The organism is Pseudoalteromonas sp. BSi20311, assembly GCF_000239875.1.
Classification (GTDB): domain Bacteria; phylum Pseudomonadota; class Gammaproteobacteria; order Enterobacterales; family Alteromonadaceae; genus Pseudoalteromonas.
Genome location: NZ_BADU01000080.1, coordinates 25,755 through 43,389 on the forward strand (window position 1 = coordinate 25,755; position 17,635 = coordinate 43,389).

The 17,635-nt window shown below is 39.2% G+C and carries 16 protein-coding genes; 13 read left to right on the forward strand and 3 right to left on the reverse strand.

The features are described from left to right. Positions 1–45: 45 nt before the first annotated feature. From pyrD to P20311_RS09280, 6 genes are all read left to right on the forward strand, one after another. Positions 46–1,056 carry a quinone-dependent dihydroorotate dehydrogenase gene (gene pyrD / locus P20311_RS09255; RefSeq protein ID WP_008112059.1) on the forward strand — a complete coding sequence of 337 codons (1,011 nt, stop codon included), beginning with the start codon at positions 46–48 and terminating at the stop codon, positions 1,054–1,056. Between the two features lie 131 nt (positions 1,057–1,187). Next, complete coding sequence (locus P20311_RS09260; protein ID WP_008112062.1) at positions 1,188–1,718, forward strand: cell division protein ZapC; 531 nt, start codon at positions 1,188–1,190, stop codon at positions 1,716–1,718. Between the two features lie 90 nt (positions 1,719–1,808). Continuing rightward, on the forward strand, positions 1,809–3,926 hold the full coding sequence (gene rlmKL, locus P20311_RS09265) for a bifunctional 23S rRNA (guanine(2069)-N(7))-methyltransferase RlmK/23S rRNA (guanine(2445)-N(2))-methyltransferase RlmL (protein ID WP_008112064.1): 2,118 nt from the start codon (positions 1,809–1,811) through the stop codon (positions 3,924–3,926). Beyond that, a complete protein-coding gene (locus tag P20311_RS09270) occupies positions 3,919–4,158 on the forward strand; it encodes a glutaredoxin family protein (RefSeq protein ID WP_008112065.1) in 240 nt (79 codons plus the stop codon). The genes rlmKL and P20311_RS09270 overlap by 8 nt, the downstream gene beginning before the upstream one ends. Positions 4,159–4,173: 15 nt before the next feature. Next, positions 4,174–6,087, forward strand: coding sequence for an ABC transporter ATP-binding protein (locus P20311_RS09275; protein ID WP_008112067.1), 1,914 nt, complete (start codon positions 4,174–4,176; stop codon positions 6,085–6,087). 11 nt (positions 6,088–6,098) lie between these two features. Beyond that, positions 6,099–7,838, forward strand: coding sequence for a DUF3466 family protein (locus tag P20311_RS09280; protein WP_008112069.1), 1,740 nt, complete (start codon positions 6,099–6,101; stop codon positions 7,836–7,838). Positions 7,839–7,929: 91 nt separating this feature from the next. Here the strand turns inward: P20311_RS09280 and P20311_RS09285 are convergent, their stop codons facing one another. Beyond that, positions 7,930–8,436 (reverse strand): DUF2062 domain-containing protein, encoded by a 507-nt coding sequence (locus P20311_RS09285; RefSeq protein ID WP_008112070.1) that lies wholly within the window; start codon positions 8,434–8,436, stop codon positions 7,930–7,932. Here P20311_RS09285 and P20311_RS09290 point away from each other — a divergent pair. Genes P20311_RS09290 through tcdA form a run of 7 tightly spaced genes read left to right on the forward strand, consistent with a single transcriptional unit; the run spans position 8,416 to position 15,877 of the window. Beyond that, positions 8,416–10,683 carry a DNA internalization-related competence protein ComEC/Rec2 gene (locus tag P20311_RS09290; protein WP_008112071.1) on the forward strand — a complete coding sequence of 756 codons (2,268 nt, stop codon included), beginning with the start codon at positions 8,416–8,418 and terminating at the stop codon, positions 10,681–10,683. The two genes, P20311_RS09285 and P20311_RS09290, sit on opposite strands and share 21 nt — an antisense overlap. Before the next feature lie 60 nt (positions 10,684–10,743). Further along, entirely contained in the window at positions 10,744–12,489 is a 1,746-nt protein-coding gene (gene msbA / locus P20311_RS09295; protein ID WP_008112072.1) for a lipid A export permease/ATP-binding protein MsbA, read from the forward strand. Next, a complete protein-coding gene (gene lpxK, locus P20311_RS09300; RefSeq protein ID WP_008112073.1) occupies positions 12,486–13,466 on the forward strand; it encodes a tetraacyldisaccharide 4'-kinase in 981 nt (326 codons plus the stop codon). Before msbA ends, lpxK begins: the two co-directional genes overlap by 4 nt. Further along, complete coding sequence (locus P20311_RS09305; RefSeq protein ID WP_008112074.1) at positions 13,456–13,653, forward strand: Trm112 family protein; 198 nt, start codon at positions 13,456–13,458, stop codon at positions 13,651–13,653. Before lpxK ends, P20311_RS09305 begins: the two co-directional genes overlap by 11 nt. Then, a complete protein-coding gene (kdsB, locus tag P20311_RS09310) occupies positions 13,641–14,402 on the forward strand; it encodes a 3-deoxy-manno-octulosonate cytidylyltransferase (protein WP_008112075.1) in 762 nt (253 codons plus the stop codon). The genes P20311_RS09305 and kdsB overlap by 13 nt, the downstream gene beginning before the upstream one ends. Then, positions 14,399–15,079: a TIGR01621 family pseudouridine synthase gene (locus tag P20311_RS09315; RefSeq protein ID WP_008112076.1), complete on the forward strand. Its 681-nt coding sequence runs from the start codon at positions 14,399–14,401 to the stop codon at positions 15,077–15,079. The genes kdsB and P20311_RS09315 overlap by 4 nt, the downstream gene beginning before the upstream one ends. Further along, complete coding sequence (gene tcdA, locus P20311_RS09320; protein ID WP_008112077.1) at positions 15,080–15,877, forward strand: tRNA cyclic N6-threonylcarbamoyladenosine(37) synthase TcdA; 798 nt, start codon at positions 15,080–15,082, stop codon at positions 15,875–15,877. 35 nt (positions 15,878–15,912) lie between these two features. Here tcdA and P20311_RS09325 read toward each other — a convergent pair whose 3' ends face one another. Both P20311_RS09325 and P20311_RS09330 read right to left on the reverse strand, forming a co-directional pair. Beyond that, entirely contained in the window at positions 15,913–16,329 is a 417-nt protein-coding gene (locus tag P20311_RS09325; RefSeq protein WP_008112079.1) for a SufE family protein, read from the reverse strand. 12 nt (positions 16,330–16,341) lie between these two features. Next, positions 16,342–17,568, reverse strand: a complete 1,227-nt coding sequence (locus P20311_RS09330; RefSeq protein WP_008112081.1) for an aminotransferase class V-fold PLP-dependent enzyme — start codon at positions 17,566–17,568, stop codon at positions 16,342–16,344. Between the last annotated feature and the right edge of the window lie 67 nt (positions 17,569–17,635).

A 17,635-nucleotide genomic window follows, 5' to 3' on the forward strand; every position in this document is an offset into this window, starting at 1 on the left:
TGTCTGAGGTATTTTTTTGTCTACAATTTTAAGAGGATTATATTCATGTTCTACGATTTAGCTCGCCGTTTTATGTTTACCCGTGATGCGGAGTGGGCACATGATTTTGCTCTTAACAACTTACGTCGCTTTGCTAACACACCATTAAGTGCGGCATGGGCACAAAGTGTTGCTAATAAGCCGGTAAATTTTTTAGGTTTGGAATTTAAAAACCCAGTAGGACTTGCTGCAGGCCTAGATAAAAACGCCGAGTGTATCGATGCCTTTGCCCAAATGGGCTTTGGTTTTGTTGAAGTGGGTACAGTAACACCGCGTCCTCAAGCGGGTAACGATAAGCCTCGTATGTTTAGATTGCCACAGTCAAATGCGATAATTAATCGTATGGGCTTTAATAACAAAGGTGTTGATAATTTAGTTAATAATGTAAAAGCAGCTAAGTACGATGGCATTTTAGGTATTAATATCGGCAAAAATAAAGATACCCCAAATGAGCAGGGTAAAGACGACTACATTCACTGTATGCGAAAAGTGTTTGAGCATGCATCCTATATTACTGTAAACATTTCATCACCCAATACACCGGGCCTACGAGACCTACAATATGGCGCAGCATTAGATGATTTATTGCAAAGTCTAAAAAATGAACAGCTTGATTTAATTGCAAAGCATAATAAACAAGTGCCTATGCTGGTTAAAATTGCACCAGACTTAGATCCAATTCAAATTGAACAAGTCAGTGAGTCATTATTAAATAATAAAATTGATGGTGTTATAGCCACAAATACCACCTTAGAGCGCAGTTTAGTTCAAGGTCAGCAATATGCTGATGAGGCAGGCGGTTTATCCGGTGCGCCAGTTAGAGAGCGTTCAACCCATGTTGTTTCTGAAATCAAGCGCTTAACAAATAATCAGTTACCTATTATTGGTGTGGGTGGTATTGATGACGCTCAATCAGCAAAAGAAAAGTTTGATGCGGGTGCAGATTTAGTCCAAGTTTATACCGGTTTTATATACAAAGGACCGCAATTGGTAAAGTCGATCATTAACCACTTATAAGGATCAGTTATGTAAGCTTTTGATCGTTCGATAAATGTTCTAAAAAGACGTTTTAAAAATGGTCAAAAGCAGCTATACTCTAAGCTTATTGTCTTATTTTATTTTTTTAAGTACTAAGTAGGGAGGAGCAAATGTTACAAGCGTCAAAGCAATGGCAATGGATAGCATGCGCTGAGAAAAACCGCTTACTGCTTGATTTAAATGACGATATGCAACTTTGCACACCTTATAAGCTTAGACAATTAACTGATTGCGCTTTTAAAAATCCTTACTTCAGCCTTGAAGATGCGGCTTTTTATGAGCAAGTCTATTATTATCTTGAGCAGTTTAATTTATGGAACTCTGCTCAGTTATGCCAAATAGCCCTTAATGCAACGGCAGTTAAATTTCAACTAAAGCCTGTGTTAGCAAAAAGTTGGTTTTTTAAACCATATACCGGTAGTACGCCCAGTACTGAAGCGGTTATAAACTTAAGCTCTGAGTCACAAACAGGTGAGTTCTTAATTGTAGAGCATTGCCCTGATGCTTCTGTTTGTATAAATTTAAGCGAAACTTTTGCACTTGACGGCAATTTATCACTTGCCCAGTTTGAAGTGATCCGCGTATTAAACAATCGTGTTTTCCCCCTCATTACCTCACAGTACGATAGTCAAACAGCTTAGCCTAATTTAGTCTCTAGGGCTTGTTTATGGCGTATTTGTACGCAAACCTATGTTATAATCCCGCGCAATTAGCTATTAAGGGTTTTTACTTTGCAATTTATCGCACTTACTTCTATCGGAATCGAAAATTTATTGGTTGATGAACTTACAGAACTTGGCGCTACGGTGTCAAAACAAACTGTGGGTTCTGTTCGCTTTGAGGCTGACTCATTGCTAGCGCAAAAGGTGTGTTTATCAACACGCTTTGCTACGCGTGTACTTATGCTTATTGAAGAAAAAGAAGGCGTAAATGACAAAGACAGCTTGTATAAATTTGCACGCTTGCAACCTTGGCAAGAGTGGTTTGGTCCAACACAAACTTTTGCAGTTGACTTTAATGGCACAAACGATTCACTTAAAAATACCCAATTTTCAGGTCTAGTGATTAAAGATGCCATTGTTGATTACTTTAACGATTTATTTGAACAGCGCCCAAATGTTGATAAGCAAGATGCCAATGTGCGAGTAGTTGCCCGTTTAAATCGTCACGGTGTTTCACTTTATATTGATTACTCAGGGCCGCGTTTATCAGAGCGTGGATACCGCCAAGGCCAAGGTAAAGCACCAATTAAAGAGCATTTAGCTGCGGCAATAATAAAACGCAGTGGCTGGCTTGAAAATGTCAATCAACCGCTATTCGATCCATGTTGTGGCGCTGGTACTATTTTAATTGAAGCGGCGGGTATGGCACGTAATGAAGCGCCTGGATTATTCCGTGAAGGGTTTGCGTTTGAGCGTTTACCTAGCTTTAGAGTGGCAAAATTCAAAGAACTTAAAGAGCAGCTTTTAGCGAATATTACTGATCCTAAATTATGGCTAATTGGCCATGATTACGATGCACAAGTACTTGATAAAGCGATTGCCAATGCAAAACGCGCCGAGCTTGATACGGTGATTAAATTTAAGCAAAGCGATGCGACAAAACTGACGAGCGTTGCAAAATTACCGGGTGTTGTTATTTCAAACTTACCTTATGGTGAGCGTATTGGTTCTATGGCTGAACTTGTAAACTTGCATCGTAGTTTAGGTGTTGGTTTTAAAAAGCACTTTAATCATTGGAAGCTCGCTCTACTGGGCATGGATGAAAGCCTGTTTAAATTACTTAAATTAGTGAAGCAAAAACGCTATAAATTTAAAAATGGCCCCCTTGATGTTGAATTAAACCTGTATCAGCTTGATGACAAGCAAGTCAGCCTTACCTCTGATGACAAACCCGCTTTAAACTTCGAAGGCTCGATGGCATTTGCTAATCGCCTGAAAAAGAACAAGCAAGGCTTAAAAAATTGGCTTAAGCAAAATCAAGTCCATGCGTATCGTGTTTACGATGCAGATATTCCTGAATACAACGTTGCGGTTGATATTTATGGTGATTCAGCGGTTATTTTTGAATACGCAGCACCGAAAGAGATTGATGAAAAAACCTCTGAGAAGCGTTTACAAGATGTTATTAGCTTGACAGCACAACAACTTGATATTGCACCTGAAAACATTGCTGTAAAAGTACGTAAAAAGCAAAAAGGTGAAGAGCAATATACACCCATGGCTAAGCAAAATAGAACCATGGTAGTAGAAGAGTTTGGTGCTAAGTTTAAAGTTAATTTATTTGACTACTTAGACACGGGGCTATTTTTAGATCATCGCCTTGCACGTCGTTACATTCAAGAAAACGCAAAAGATAAGCGCTTTTTGAACCTGTTTGCATACACAGGAACCGCCTCAGTTCATGCAGCCATTGGTGGCGCAAAAGCGATTACTACCGTTGATTTATCTAAAACCTACTTAAAGTGGGGTCAAGATAACTTTGCGCTTAACGATATTAGCAATACACGTTATCGTTTTGAGCAAGCAGATTGTTTAAAATGGCTAGAGTATGCACAAGGGCAGTATGACCTGATCTTTTTAGATCCGCCTACTTTTTCAAATTCTAAACGAATGAAAGACGCGTTTGATGTGCAAAACGACCACATTAAGCTGTTAACTTGGGTTAAAAAAATATTGAGCCCATCGGGTACGCTAATATTCTCTAATAATAAACGCGGTTTTGTAATGGATGAAGTTGGCTTGATGGGGTTAGGGTTAAAAGCAGAAAATATTTCTGAAAAAACCTTATCTCCTGACTTTAAACGAAATAAAAAAATTCATAATAGCTGGTTAATTAAACATGGCTAAGTGGATTTTATATCACACCGACGGCTGCCACTTGTGCGAGCAAGCAGAGCAGCTGTTAAAACCGTTACTTTCATCAACCGATGAATTACAACTTATTGATATTATGAGCGATGACGCATTAATTTTAGAGTATCAAATAAGCATTCCGGTTTTAAAAAATCAACAAGGCCAACAATTATTTTGGCCTTTTACTGCACCTCAGGCGCAGCAGTTTTTAGCGCAAGCAGAATAAGAGTAAAGATTAACTATGGATTTAATTAGAATTTCAAAAGCACAATTAGCTTACGGTACACACCCATTACTTGATAATGCAGATGCAGTAATCGAAAGTGGCGAACGTGTGTGTATTGTAGGTCGCAATGGTGCAGGTAAATCAACGCTTTTAAAAGTACTCGACGGTCAAGTAATACTTGATGATGGCGAAATAAACCAAGTTGGTAGTTTAAAAATATCGCGTTTAGAGCAAGATCCACCTAAAGGGGCAAGTGGCACTGTATTTGATTACGTTGCCCAAGGTATGCCCGAAATTGCTAACTTACTCATTGATTTTCATCATGTAAGCACACAATTGCAAACAGATTGCACTGATCAACTATTAAATAAATTAGAGCGTTTATCTAATAAATTAGAGGCGGCAGATGGCTGGCGTTTTGATAGCCGAATTCAGCTTGTACTTACTCAATTAGAGCTAACTCCTGATGCGAAACTTGAGTCGCTTTCTGGTGGTTGGTTACGTAAAGTTGCATTAGCGCGTGCTTTAGTGAGTGAGCCTGATTTATTACTGCTCGATGAGCCTACTAACCACTTGGATATGACAAGTGTAATGTGGTTAGAGCAATTTCTAAAAGAATTTAAAGGCGGCATTGTATTTATATCTCATGACCGTGCATTTATTCGAGCTGTTGCTACACGTATTTTAGATTTAGATCGCGGTAAGCTAATTTCTTATCCTGGTGATTATGCCACTTATTTAGAACAAAAAGCGCATGATTTAAAAGTAGAAGAAACACAAAATGCATTGTTCGATAAACGTTTAGCGGAAGAAGAGGCATGGATCCGCCAGGGTGTTAAAGCCCGTCGTACTCGTAACGAAGGCCGTGTTCGTGAGCTGAAACAATTACGTAATGAACGCAAACAGCGTGTGGATCAGGTAGGCAAAACTGATTTCAATATTGAAACAGCCGATCGTTCAGGTAAGTTAGTATTTGAAGCGAAACACTTAAATCATGCATTTAAAGACAAAGTGATAGCTGATGACTTCTCTACCTTAGTAATGCGTGGCGACCGTATCGGCTTGGTAGGCCCTAACGGCATAGGTAAAACAACGCTATTAAAATTACTATTTGGCGATTTAAAAGCAGACAGTGGTGAAATAAAGCAAGGTGTTAATTTAGAGTTTGCTTATTTCGATCAGTACCGTGAAAAACTTGATGAAGAAGCGACCGTTCAAGATAACGTTGCTGAAGGTAAGCAAGAGGTGATGATGGGCGGGCGCTCACGTCATGTGTTAGGCTATTTACAAGACTTTTTATTCCCGCCGGCACGCGCTCGCACACCGGTAAAAGCACTTTCAGGTGGTGAAAAAAACAGGTTGTTATTAGCCAAACTATTTTTGAAACCTTCAAATATATTAGTGCTTGATGAGCCAACAAATGACCTAGATATAGAAACATTAGAACTCCTTGAAGATATTATTAATCAATATCAAGGTACTGTGCTGATTGTTAGCCATGACCGAGAGTTTATTGATAATACCTGTTCGAGTGTTTGGGCATTTGAAGGGAACGGCAAAGTCACTGATATAGTTGGCGGCTACAGTGATTATGAAGCGTATACCAACTATTTAGCAGAGCAGCAAAAGCAGCAGCAACAGCAGCCAGTAAAAAAAGTTGAAAAAACAGAGCCAACGCCAGTTAAAAGCAATAACAAAGCAAATAAACTCTCTTACAAATTAAAACTTGAACTAGAGCAACTACCTAATAAAATGGAACAACTTGAAGCTGAGCTTGAAAAACAACAAGAACGAGTAAGTCACGAAGATTTTTTCAAGCAAGACAGTGATATAACAGCCAAGGAATTGAACCATTTAGCCCAACTTGAGTCTGACCTTGAAGCCGCTTTTGAGCGTTGGGAAGAACTTGAAGAATTAAAGAATCAGTAGTAAGGAATAAAATGAAATATAAATTACTCGCGGCCAGTGTTTTAGCAACACTGAGTACATCGGCATTAAGTGCAACCTATGCGTTAACGGAGTTAGGTAACTTTGAAAACGCAAAACATACTTATGTTACCGATGTGAGTGAAAACGGACATGTCATTGGGCTTGCTAATGGCTTATACAATATCCCAATTGATATTAGTTATATTGATTTTACCGATAGTTTAATTAATAACGCTTACAGAAATGAAGTAAATTCATTTGAACTAAGTGATAAAGAAATTACGTTTACACTTGGTGATATCGAAAACAACGACGCTATTTATACCAATGCTGATGCGCATACTTTTATGGTTCGTTTTTTGTCAAACTTATCTACTAACTTTGAATACCAAAAAATTAGCTCTATTGTTGCTACAAATTACAGCAGTGGTGTAATAACAGAGCAATCTTTATTTGATGTTGCTTCAGTTGATTATGACGGATTAACGCGCTCGACTAGCAACTTTTATAATGCAGTTGCACAGGACGGTACTACCGTGGGTTGGGGCAGTGCACCGTTTGATAAAATCACTTTTACACCAGATGGTGAAACAGTTGAAGAAACTTGGTTTACCCGAGAGTTTATAGAGCGTGGTATTTTAATTTCTGAGGGCGGCGTAGAAGTGCCACTTGTTCCAGAATTTACTGAACATGGTGGGACGAGTAAAGCGTCTGATATTGTTGCCACTGACACAGGTTATATTGTTGTTGGTAATGTTTCAGTTAGTATTCCGACTGAAAGACAAACTACAATTACTGATAATTGTGATGGCCTTGATGAGCCAGTAATGGCTTGTATTGAATCACTGAATAGTCGAAGTACGCGTGGTTTATTCAATAAAACAGCGGTTAAATGGACTCTAGATAGTGCTTTTAATGTCACTTCAACAGAGCTGTTAGGTCTAGCGCTTACTCCAAAAGAAGACGAAGACAATAATCCGTTTATTAGTAACGCCTTAGCGGTTAACAAAAATGGCGTTGCAGTCGGTTTTTCTAACACCCGTTATTTTGATCGCGATGCGACTATTTTAACTATGCCAACGTATTTTAAAGACGGTGAAGTGGTTGATTTTATAAACCAGCAAGATGATTGGCAAGCAGGTAAAGCATTTGCAATCAATGATAATGACATTATTGCAGGTTATGCTACTAAACGTATTGAAGGTTCCTTAAGAAACAAACTTTTCTACCATGATATAAATACAAACACGACCGTGTTCCCTGAAGATTATTTTATTAGCTCAAGCTCATATGCAAATGATATTAATAATCAAGGTTACATTGTAGGTGAAGGTGATGTTGGTGAAACAGCGAGTTCAAGACGCTCTGAAGCATTTATTTATAAAATTGGTGATGACAAAATCACTAACTTGAATACTCTACTACCGTGTTATGACAGTGATGGTGAAACTAGTTTTAGTTATAAAATGGTCGAAGCGAAATCAATTAATGAAAGCAACGAAGTATTCGGTGTGGCAACTAAAACGGTTGAAAAACTAAACTCACTAGGCGAAGTCGTAACCGACATTAATGGCAATATTCAATATGAAAGTGTTGCAGTGGCGGTAAAGCTTTCGCCTATCCCTAATGGTGAAGTTGAAAACTGTAAAGCCCCAGATGCAGAGTTTTATGAACGTAGCTCAGCCAGTTTTTCATGGTTTGGTTTATTACTGCTACCTTTAGTTGGATTAAGACGCGTTTATCGTTTCTAATTACAGCTATTCGTTTATAAAAAAACCAACTTGTTAAGTTGGTTTTTTTTGTCTATAGTAATATAAACAGAAGCACTTGATGGAGTAGGCGCTAGTTATTTCTCGATGTCCAAGCTCGTCTCACTGAGCGGCGCCAAATCAAATCAATACCAAAATAACCAATAACACTAGCAATAGATGCACACACAAGTGAACCGACTAAAAAAGCGGGGCCAATTGTCGTTAAACTTTCTATAAACCATGCCCAACTTGCCTCAAACGCAAAATGTTGCTCCGGTTGATTAAGTACTAATGTGCCAACCAAGTATGAGCCGTAAAAAATAGGTGGCATTGTAAGTGGGTTAGTGATCCATACTAAAGCAACAGAAATAGGTAAATTTACTCTTAAGATTATGGCTGCGGCAGCTGCTAGCACCATTTGAAAAGGAACAGGGATGAATGCAAAGAAAAGTCCAACGGCAAAAGCACCGCGTGCTGAACGTCTATTTAAATGCCAAAGGTTAGCATCATGTAAAAGACGACCAAATATTTTTAGTGATTTGTGATGTCTAATTTTATTTGGATCAGGTAAAAACCGTTGGATCGTTTTTTTAGCCATTTAAAGCAACCATTTACGTCTGTGTGGATGAGTCTTGGATTTGTTGTCGGTGTCGTTGTTACCGTGTTTTATTATCAAACCCTTGAATTTACAGTTATCACAATTTCAATCCTCATTGTGAGCACGTATTTTAAGCCGTTTTTAACTGTATTGTTAGGCTTTATTTGCGGTATTTGTTGTGTAGCAGCACATTTTATCTTGTTTTATTCATTTGAATTGCCTGAACAGCACGAAAAATATGCTTACTCTGTCGGTGTTGTGGTCGAAGAGGTTATTTCTGCTAAACCTCCCCAATATGTAAAAGTTAAAATAACGCGTTTGGAAGACAGAGAATATAGTCACTTTAGGACACCTTATGCCTTATTAAGTATTAATTTTGCACAACCAATTCAATCTGGTGATGCTTTTAATGCTCAAGTGAGACTTAAAAACTATAGATCCATTAAGAATTTTACTGTTTTTGATAATCAGCTTTATGCTTTTACCCAAAAGATAGCGTTTAAAGGTACAGTGCTCAATAAACAGCTTAATATTAAAAGCTCTCAAAAAAGTAATGCGGTGTCAGCTTATAGAGCCTATGTCAAAAAGTTGGTAAATAATGCTGAGCTGAATTGGCTCTATTATGTGCTGTTAACTGGCGATAAGTCATTAATGACATTCGAGCATAAAGAGTTAATGCAGAGCCTTGGGTTAAGTCATTTGTTGGCGATTTCTGGATTACATATCTCTCTAGTGTTTGGTTTTTGTTATTTTGTTACACGGTTTTGTCTTAAGTTGGTTAAACCTGAACTAAATCAAGCCTTAAATGTTTCTATTTTTTATAGTGCTGCTGGTTTTATAGTCGCATTCTTATATGTTTACTTGAGTGATTTCATCATCTCCGCAACCCGCGCTTTAATTATGTTGGGCTGTTATTTATTGCTTTATTACTTGGCAAAGCAATCATTGAGGTGGCGCAGTATTTTATATGCGTTGGTTATTATTTTAGCGATTAATCCATTTAGTTTGCTTAATCCTGGTCTGTATTTTTCATTTTTAGCGGTATGTATCATTTTTATGGTTTTAAAGCAGTTTCCGCTGCGAGGTCATACACTACTGGCCAATATTCGCACTCTTGCTGTTATTCAACTGGGATTATTTATTGGCTTGCTACCGCTGTCATTATACTTTTTTAATGGCGTGAGTTTAGCGGGTTTAGCTTTAAATCTTGTCGCTATTCCCATTTTATCTTTTGTATTAATGCCCGCTTTATTTTTAAGTGTGTTGCTGGGATTATTAACCGATTGGTACGCATTTATTGTGTTGTATGATTTTCCACTGACCTATATTTATCAAATGTTGCAGGCAATACCTCAGCACATACGATGGCTTAATGTCGGTCAGGTAAGTATAACCACTGTGGTGCTGCTTTATAGTGCTGTTCCGTTACTTTACTTTATTGAGCTTCGCTTACTGGCGTGCATTCCGCTTTTGACTTTACTGTTTAACCATTACTTTACCCAAACTAGCCTTTGGCGGCTGAATGTATTTGATGTGGGACATGGACTAATGGTACTGATAGAAAAAGACAAGCACGCGTTTATTTATGACTTTGGCCCAAGTTACTTTAATCGCTTTAGTCGTGTGCCTAGTGTATTACTACCCTATATTGATGCCCATAATCTAATGGTAAGTACCGCGATTGTGAGTCATCAAGATAACGACCATGCCGGAGGTGTTGCGCATTTTAAAGCGGCTGGCTATGCATGGAGCTTTGATTATTTTCATCCAAGTGGTGTATATAACGACTGCATAGCAACAACGATAGACTTCAAAGGCTTGAGTATTCAAACCTTTGCAAAAGAGGAGTTTAATAACAGTAATGATAATTCCTGTGTCGTTAAAATCTCAAGTGCAAACCACAGTGTGCTTCTCACTGGTGATATATCAAAGGCGAGGGAGTCTAAATTAATTAAAAAAGGGGATGATTTACAAAGTACCGTTTTGTTAAGTCCTCATCACGGCAGTGATAGTTCCTCCAGTGTCGAGTTTATTAAGGCCGTAAACCCAACATTTGTGATTCATTCAAGTGCGTATCAAGGTCAGTGGCAATTTCCAAATAAAGCAGTGGTCAAGCGTTATAGTGAAATACACGCCAAACAATATAGCACCGGTGATGTAGGACAAATTCGGGTTGATTTTTATGCTAAGCACCTAGAGCTGACTACTGCAAGAGGGGCGGAAAGTTATTGGTTTATCAAAGATTGACGTTTTGTTTTGCTGTTGCTAAGGATACAATAGGGGCTGTTACTGGTTTTAGAGAGTGTTATGGAACAAAGTACTACACAAATTTATAAACGGCTTGTTTCTTACGTTGGCGCCTATAAGACGGTTGCCATCGTCGCGATTATTGGAATGATAGGTTACTCAGGTATGGATGCATTATTCATTCAACTGATGAAGCCGTTTATCGATGAAGGTTTAAATGAGCGTAACAGTCAGGTACTTACTTATGCGCCATTTGTTGTTATTGCGCTGGTTATCGGGCGTGGCGTATTTAACTTTATGTCATCGTACTGTTTAAGCTATGTAGGCTCACAAGTAGTGAGAGCGCTGCGCCAAGAATTGTTTGAGCACATTTTACATTTACCGGTATCCTTTCACGATAAAAATTCGACGGGCGATCTTATTTCAAAAATTACCTTTGATACTGAGCAAGTTCAACAAGCAATTACCAAAGCTTTGCTTATTGTAGTGCGTGAAGGCGCTTTTGTGGTGTTTTTACTCGCTTTGATGTTTTATACCAGTTGGCAACTATCGTTAATCTTTTTAGTGATTATCCCACTGGTAGCCATCATAGTAGCCGTGGTATCTAAACGTTTTCGTCATATCTCGAAAAATATTCAGTCTGCTATGGGACAGGTAACACGTAGCTCAGAGCAAATGCTGAGTGGTCACAAGGTGATCCATGGCTTTGGTGGCCAAACGCAAGAAATTGATCAATTTTCTAAAATTAATAATCATAATCGCCAGCAACGTATCAAAATGGATGCGACTAAGGCGTTAAGTGTCTCTATTATTCAAATTTTAGCCGCCAGTGCAATGGCTGTTATTTTATGGGTTGTCTCTATGCCCTCAATGATAGACAGCATTAGCTCTGGTGATTTTGTAGTGCTTATTTCATCAATGATGATGTTACTGCGCCCACTAAAACAATTGGCTAATGTTAACAGCGATTTACAGCGTGGTATTTCAGCTGCGCAGAGTGTTTTTTTAGTACTTGATGAAGAAATAGAAAAAGACACGGGTACTTTACCGGTTGATAAGGTAAAAGGGCATATTGAGGTAAAAAACGTGACCTTTAAATACCCAACCAAGGATGAAGCGGTGCTTAACGATTTATCACTGAACATTAAAGCCGGTGAGAGTATTGCGCTTGTTGGCCGCTCTGGCTCGGGTAAATCAACAATTTCTAATTTGTTACCCCGATATTATGACTTAGAAGCGCCAAGCGAAATTTTACTCGATGGCGTTGCTCTTAATGAATATAAGCTTACTGATCTTCGCCGTCAATTTGCGTTAGTGTCGCAACAAGTGGTGCTATTTAATGACACGATTGCCAATAATATTTGTTATGGTTTACAACGAGAAATCTCTATCGAAGAGCTTCACACCGTTGCGAAGCAAGCTCATGTGTGGGAGTTTGTAAAAGACTTACCCGAGCAACTTAATACTATGGTTGGTGAGAACGGGGTAATGCTTTCAGGCGGTCAACGCCAACGTATTGCGATTGCCCGTGCTATTTTAAAAGACGCACCTATTTTAATTTTAGATGAAGCGACCTCGGCCTTGGATACAGAGTCTGAAAAGCTTATTCAACATGCCCTTGATACATTAATGAAAGATAAAACCTCTATTGTTATCGCTCATAGGCTATCGACTATTGAAAACAGTGACCGTATCTATGTGATTGATAACGGTACAGTGATAGAAAGTGGCACGCATACTCAATTACTGGCTAACGATGGTACCTACTCAGCTCTTTGTAAAATGCAGTTTGGTGAGCAGGGGTGAGTAAAATAGAGCAAAGCTGGTACAAACCTTTTAGTTTAATTACGTTATTGCTATTACCACTGTCCGCTATTTTTGGCTGTATTTCTTTGCTGCGTAAATACTGCTACAAGTTCGGCATTTTTAAATCGTTTATCAGCAAAACACCGGTTATTGTGGTTGGTAATATAAGCGTTGGCGGCAATGGTAAAACTCCATTTGTATTATGGCTGCATGATCACTTAATCGCCCAAGGTTTATCCGTTGGTTTAATTAGTCGCGGCTATGGTGGGAAAGCAGCTCATTACCCATTATTAGTGACTGCCAATACGACTACTTTAGAGGCTGGGGATGAGCCGGTACTTTTATTTAACCGTTTACAATGTCCGTTAGTTGTGGGGCCAAATAGGCAGCACAATATAGAAATGCTCAATAAACATTTCAAGCTTGATGTGATTATTTCAGATGATGGCATGCAGCATTACAAAATGGCGCGCAGTATAGAATGTTGTATTGTTGATAGCGAAAGAAAATTTGGTAATGGCTTTTTAATGCCAGCAGGACCACTTCGTGAAACCGCCTCTCGTTTAAACAGTGTAGATTTAGTCATTGAAAATGGCTCTGAGCAAGAATTTAGTTATCGCTTGCAACCATCAGTTATTAAACGTGTTGCCGATAATACTGATATAACGACGCCCTTAAAGGCTGCGCACGCGGTAAGTGCGATTGGTAACCCAGGTCGTTTTGAGGCTTCACTGCAAGCACAAGGTATTAAGTTACTGTCTACGCATCACTTTCGCGATCATTATGCTTACAGTGCTGATGATTTTGCTCAATTTGGTGATGACTGTATATTAATGACAGAAAAAGATGCGGTTAAGTGCCGTGATTTTGCAAAGCCGAATTGGTATTACTTGCCAGTTGACGCTCAGCCAACTGCAGCAGTAATAAACACATTAAATTTATTATTAAAAGAAAAAGGGATCCATCATGGCCTTTGACACTAAGTTACTCGAAATTATTGCTTGCCCTGTATGTAAAGGTAAGTTGCGCTTTGATAAAGAAAACCAAGAGCTGATCAGCACTGCAGCAAAACTAGCTTACCCTGTACGCGATGATATTCCGGTATTGCTTGAAAACGAAGCCCGAGAATTGTCTCTTGAAGAGGTAGAAAAGTGGAATTCGTAGTTGTTATCCCTGCGCGTTACGCTTCTACGCGTTTACCAGGTAAACCGCTCGCTGATATTTGTGGCAAACCAATGATACAGCATGTGTATGAAAAAGCCTGTTTGTCAGGAGCTAGCAAGGTGGTTATTGCCACCGATCATCAAAAAGTGTTTGATGCTGCTAAACGTTTTACTAGTAACGTTTTGATGACACGTGAAGATCATCAATCAGGTACAGAGCGCTTAGCCGAGGTGGTGGATTTACTTAATTTAGCCGATGACACTATCGTGGTAAATGTACAAGGTGATGAACCTTTGTTATCCCCTGATAACGTATCGCAAGTGGCGACATTATTAGCGCAATCAATTGCACCAATGGCAACCTTAAGTGTTGCTATCGAAGAGCGTGATGAAGTGTTTAATCCTAATGCGGTTAAAGTGGTCAGTGACATTAATAAAAATGCCTTGTACTTTTCAAGAGCGAGTATTCCTTTTGATAGGAGTACCATGATGGCAGAGCAGCAACCACTGAATTTAGCGCCTTTTCAACGTCACGTGGGTATTTATGCTTACCGTGCAGGATTTATAAAGCAATATATTGAATTAAGTGTTTCACCATTAGAACTACTTGAATCGTTAGAGCAGTTACGCGTGCTATACCATGGTTATGCAATTAAAATAGAGCAAGCATTAGTTACCCCTCATGCAGGAGTCGACACACCAGAAGATTTGGCTAAAGTGGTTGCCCATATTCAAAGTAAAAGCGCGTGAACACAACACAAACGCCTGTATTAAAAGTGCAATATACGCATGATGATTTTTACATCATAAATAAACCGCAAGGGCTCAATTTTCACTCTGAGGAAGGTCCCGGTTTTGTGGTACTAGCTGAGCAACAGTTAAACGAAAAATTATTTGCAGTACACCGTTTAGATAAAGTCACCTCTGGGTTGATTATACTCGCGCGAAGCAAAGCGGCAGCAGCTGAATTTACGCAATTATTTACCCAGCACGCGATTAATAAGTTTTATCTAGCGGTCAGTGATACCAAGCCTAAAAAAAAGCAAGGCTGGGTTAAAGGTGATATGGCTAAGTCTCGCCGTGGCACGTATAAATTATTAAACTCACAAAGTAACCCTGCTATTACACGTTTTTATTCGTTTAGCTTTAAAAGCGGTTTTAGAGCTTACTTATTAAAACCCTATTCGGGAAAAACTCATCAGCTTAGGGTGGCATTAAAGAGTTTGGGTGCCCCCATAATGGGTGATGCGAGTTATGCAGGGAGCCCTGCAGAGCGTACCTATTTACATGCATTTGCGCTGGATTTTAATTGGAAAGGGCAAAAAATACAACATACCCTGTTGCCACAATCTGGTGAAGAGTATGCGCAATTAATAAAACATCAAGATTTTGATTCTTGGCAAACGCCGTGGAAATTGGATTGGTAAATGAGTGAACAAGTAACTGATATCCGCTTTGGTGGTATTAAACGACTATATGGTCAACAGCAATTTGAGTGGTTACAGCAAGCACATTTTTGTGTTGTGGGTATTGGTGGTGTAGGCAGTTGGACTGCTGAAGCACTAGCGCGTACCGGTGTGGGTAAAATCACCTTAATTGATTTAGATGATATTTGCGCAACCAATGTCAATCGTCAAATTCATGCCTTAACAGGTACAATAGGCGAAGCTAAAGTGGATGCTATGAAGGCGCGCTGCGAGCTGATAAACCCTGAGTGTATAGTGAATGTGATTGACGATTTTATTACCCTTGATAATATTCAAGAGCATATTCAAGGCTTTGATTATGTAATAGATTGTATAGATGCGGTAAAAGAAAAAGCGGCGTTAATCGCGCACTGTAAGCGTAATAAATTGCCTATAATTACCACGGGCGGTGCAGGTGGGCAAACCGATCCGAGTCAAATTACTTTTGGTGATGTGGCAAAAACCACCCAAGATCCATTACTTGCAAAAGTACGTTATATTTTGCGTAAGCAATATAATTTTAGCTCTAACCCAAAACGTAAATTTAATATTGACTGTGTATATTCAACAGAGCAGCTTGTTTATCCAGGTAGCGATGGCAATGTGTGTCATGCGAAACAAAATGCAGATGGCAGTATGAATATGGACTGTAATAATGGCTTTGGATCAGTGACGATGATCACTGGAAGTTTTGGATTCTTTGTTGCCGCTAAAGCAGTGAGAAAATATTTAGATAAGCGTGCACGTTTAAATATTTAACTACAAGCTGCTTATTATACTGTTATAAAAAGCGCTTAACGCGCTTTTTGTTTGGCTAAGGTTTGTATTTTTTCAACCATGGCTTTTACTCCATTGCCGCGAGAAGCGCTTAAGTGGCTAATTAAGCCAAGTTTTTCAAATTCTTCATAGGCATTAACGTTTAACACCTCTTCTGGTGTTAAACCGTTATACAGGGCTAAAATTAACGCCAATAAGCCTTTCACTATGCGCGTATCAGAATCACCAATCACAACCAACGCATTCTCGGTTAGGTCAAATTCAACAAACATCCACACTTTACTCTCACAGCCTTGCACGAGCGCATCGTCGGTTTTTAATATATCGGCAAGTGGTGGGAGTGTTTTGCCAAGTAACATAATTTCACGGTATTTCTGTTGCCAGCTTGCACTGCTTTCAATGTTTTTACTTACCCGTTGGTATGTCTGAGTCATTATTTATCCAAATTAGTCTAATAAAGCGATGCATTCTTTAAGCGCAGTAATAAATTGGTCTACATCTTTAGTCGTATTATAAAATGCAAAACTCGCTCTGAGTGAGCCATTTAGTTTCAAATGGGTCATTAATGGTTGGGTACAATGATGACCACTTCGCACTGCAATACCATAGCCGTCAAGTAAAGTTGCCAGATCATACGGATGTTCATTTTTATAATTAAAGCACAATGTACCAATGTTCGATTTTAGGTCGCTATAGATACTAATACCGTCTATTTGATTCAGTGCGTTCGCTGCATAAATAAACAACTGTTGTTCATAGTGCTTTAATGTTTGCTGATCAAGTGCAATTATATACTCAAGCGCCGCACCGAAGCCTAAAACACCGGCTATATTCGGTGTTCCTGCTTCAAACTTAGCGGGAGCGTCACGATAAGTGCTTTGCGTTAGGGTCACTTTTTCAATCATTTCACCGCCTGTTTGGTAAGGCGATAATGCATTAAGTGTGCTGTAGCGGCCATATAAACCGCCTAATCCTGTTGGCCCCAACATTTTGTGAGCTGAAAACACGTAAAAATCACAATCAAGCTTTATTAAATTAGGTCTTAAATGCAGAGCGCCTTGTGCGCCATCGACTAAAGTTAACGCATTTACTGCCTTCGCAGCGGTTATCAGCGGAGTTAAATCGGTAATATTGCCCAGCGCATTAGAGGCTTGTGTAATAGCTAGCAGCGCAGGCTTGGTAAGTTTAATCACGTCACAACACTGGCTAATATCAAAGGTGGCATCGTCATTGAGTGGCAGCACTTTTAAGGTTGCTCCAGTGTATGCCGCAAGTTCTTGCCATGGCACAATATTCGCGTGATGCTCGATTGGGCTAATTAAAATGGTGTCGTCAGTTGTTAATGTATTTCTTAGGCCATGTGCAACTAAGTTAATCGCCTCAGTAGCGCCTTTAGTCCAAACAATTTCATTACCGCTTACCTGAAAATAATCAGCAACGCGTTGACGTACTAGCTCATAAGCCGTTGTAGCTTGCTCACTAAGGGTATGACGGCCGCGATGAACATTTGCATTCTGATAGGTGTAAAACTCGTTAGTAGCGTCAATCACGCATTGTGGCTTTTGTGTTGTTGCTGCCGAGTCTAAATAAACCAAAGGGTAACCATTGATTGTCTGATTTAGGGTAGGGAAATCATTACGGATTGTTTTAGGATCAAACGAGGACACAGACATAGGCTCATAAAGTTAATCAATTTGGGCAGGAATTGTAATCGGTTTAAGATAATTCTCAAGTAACGTG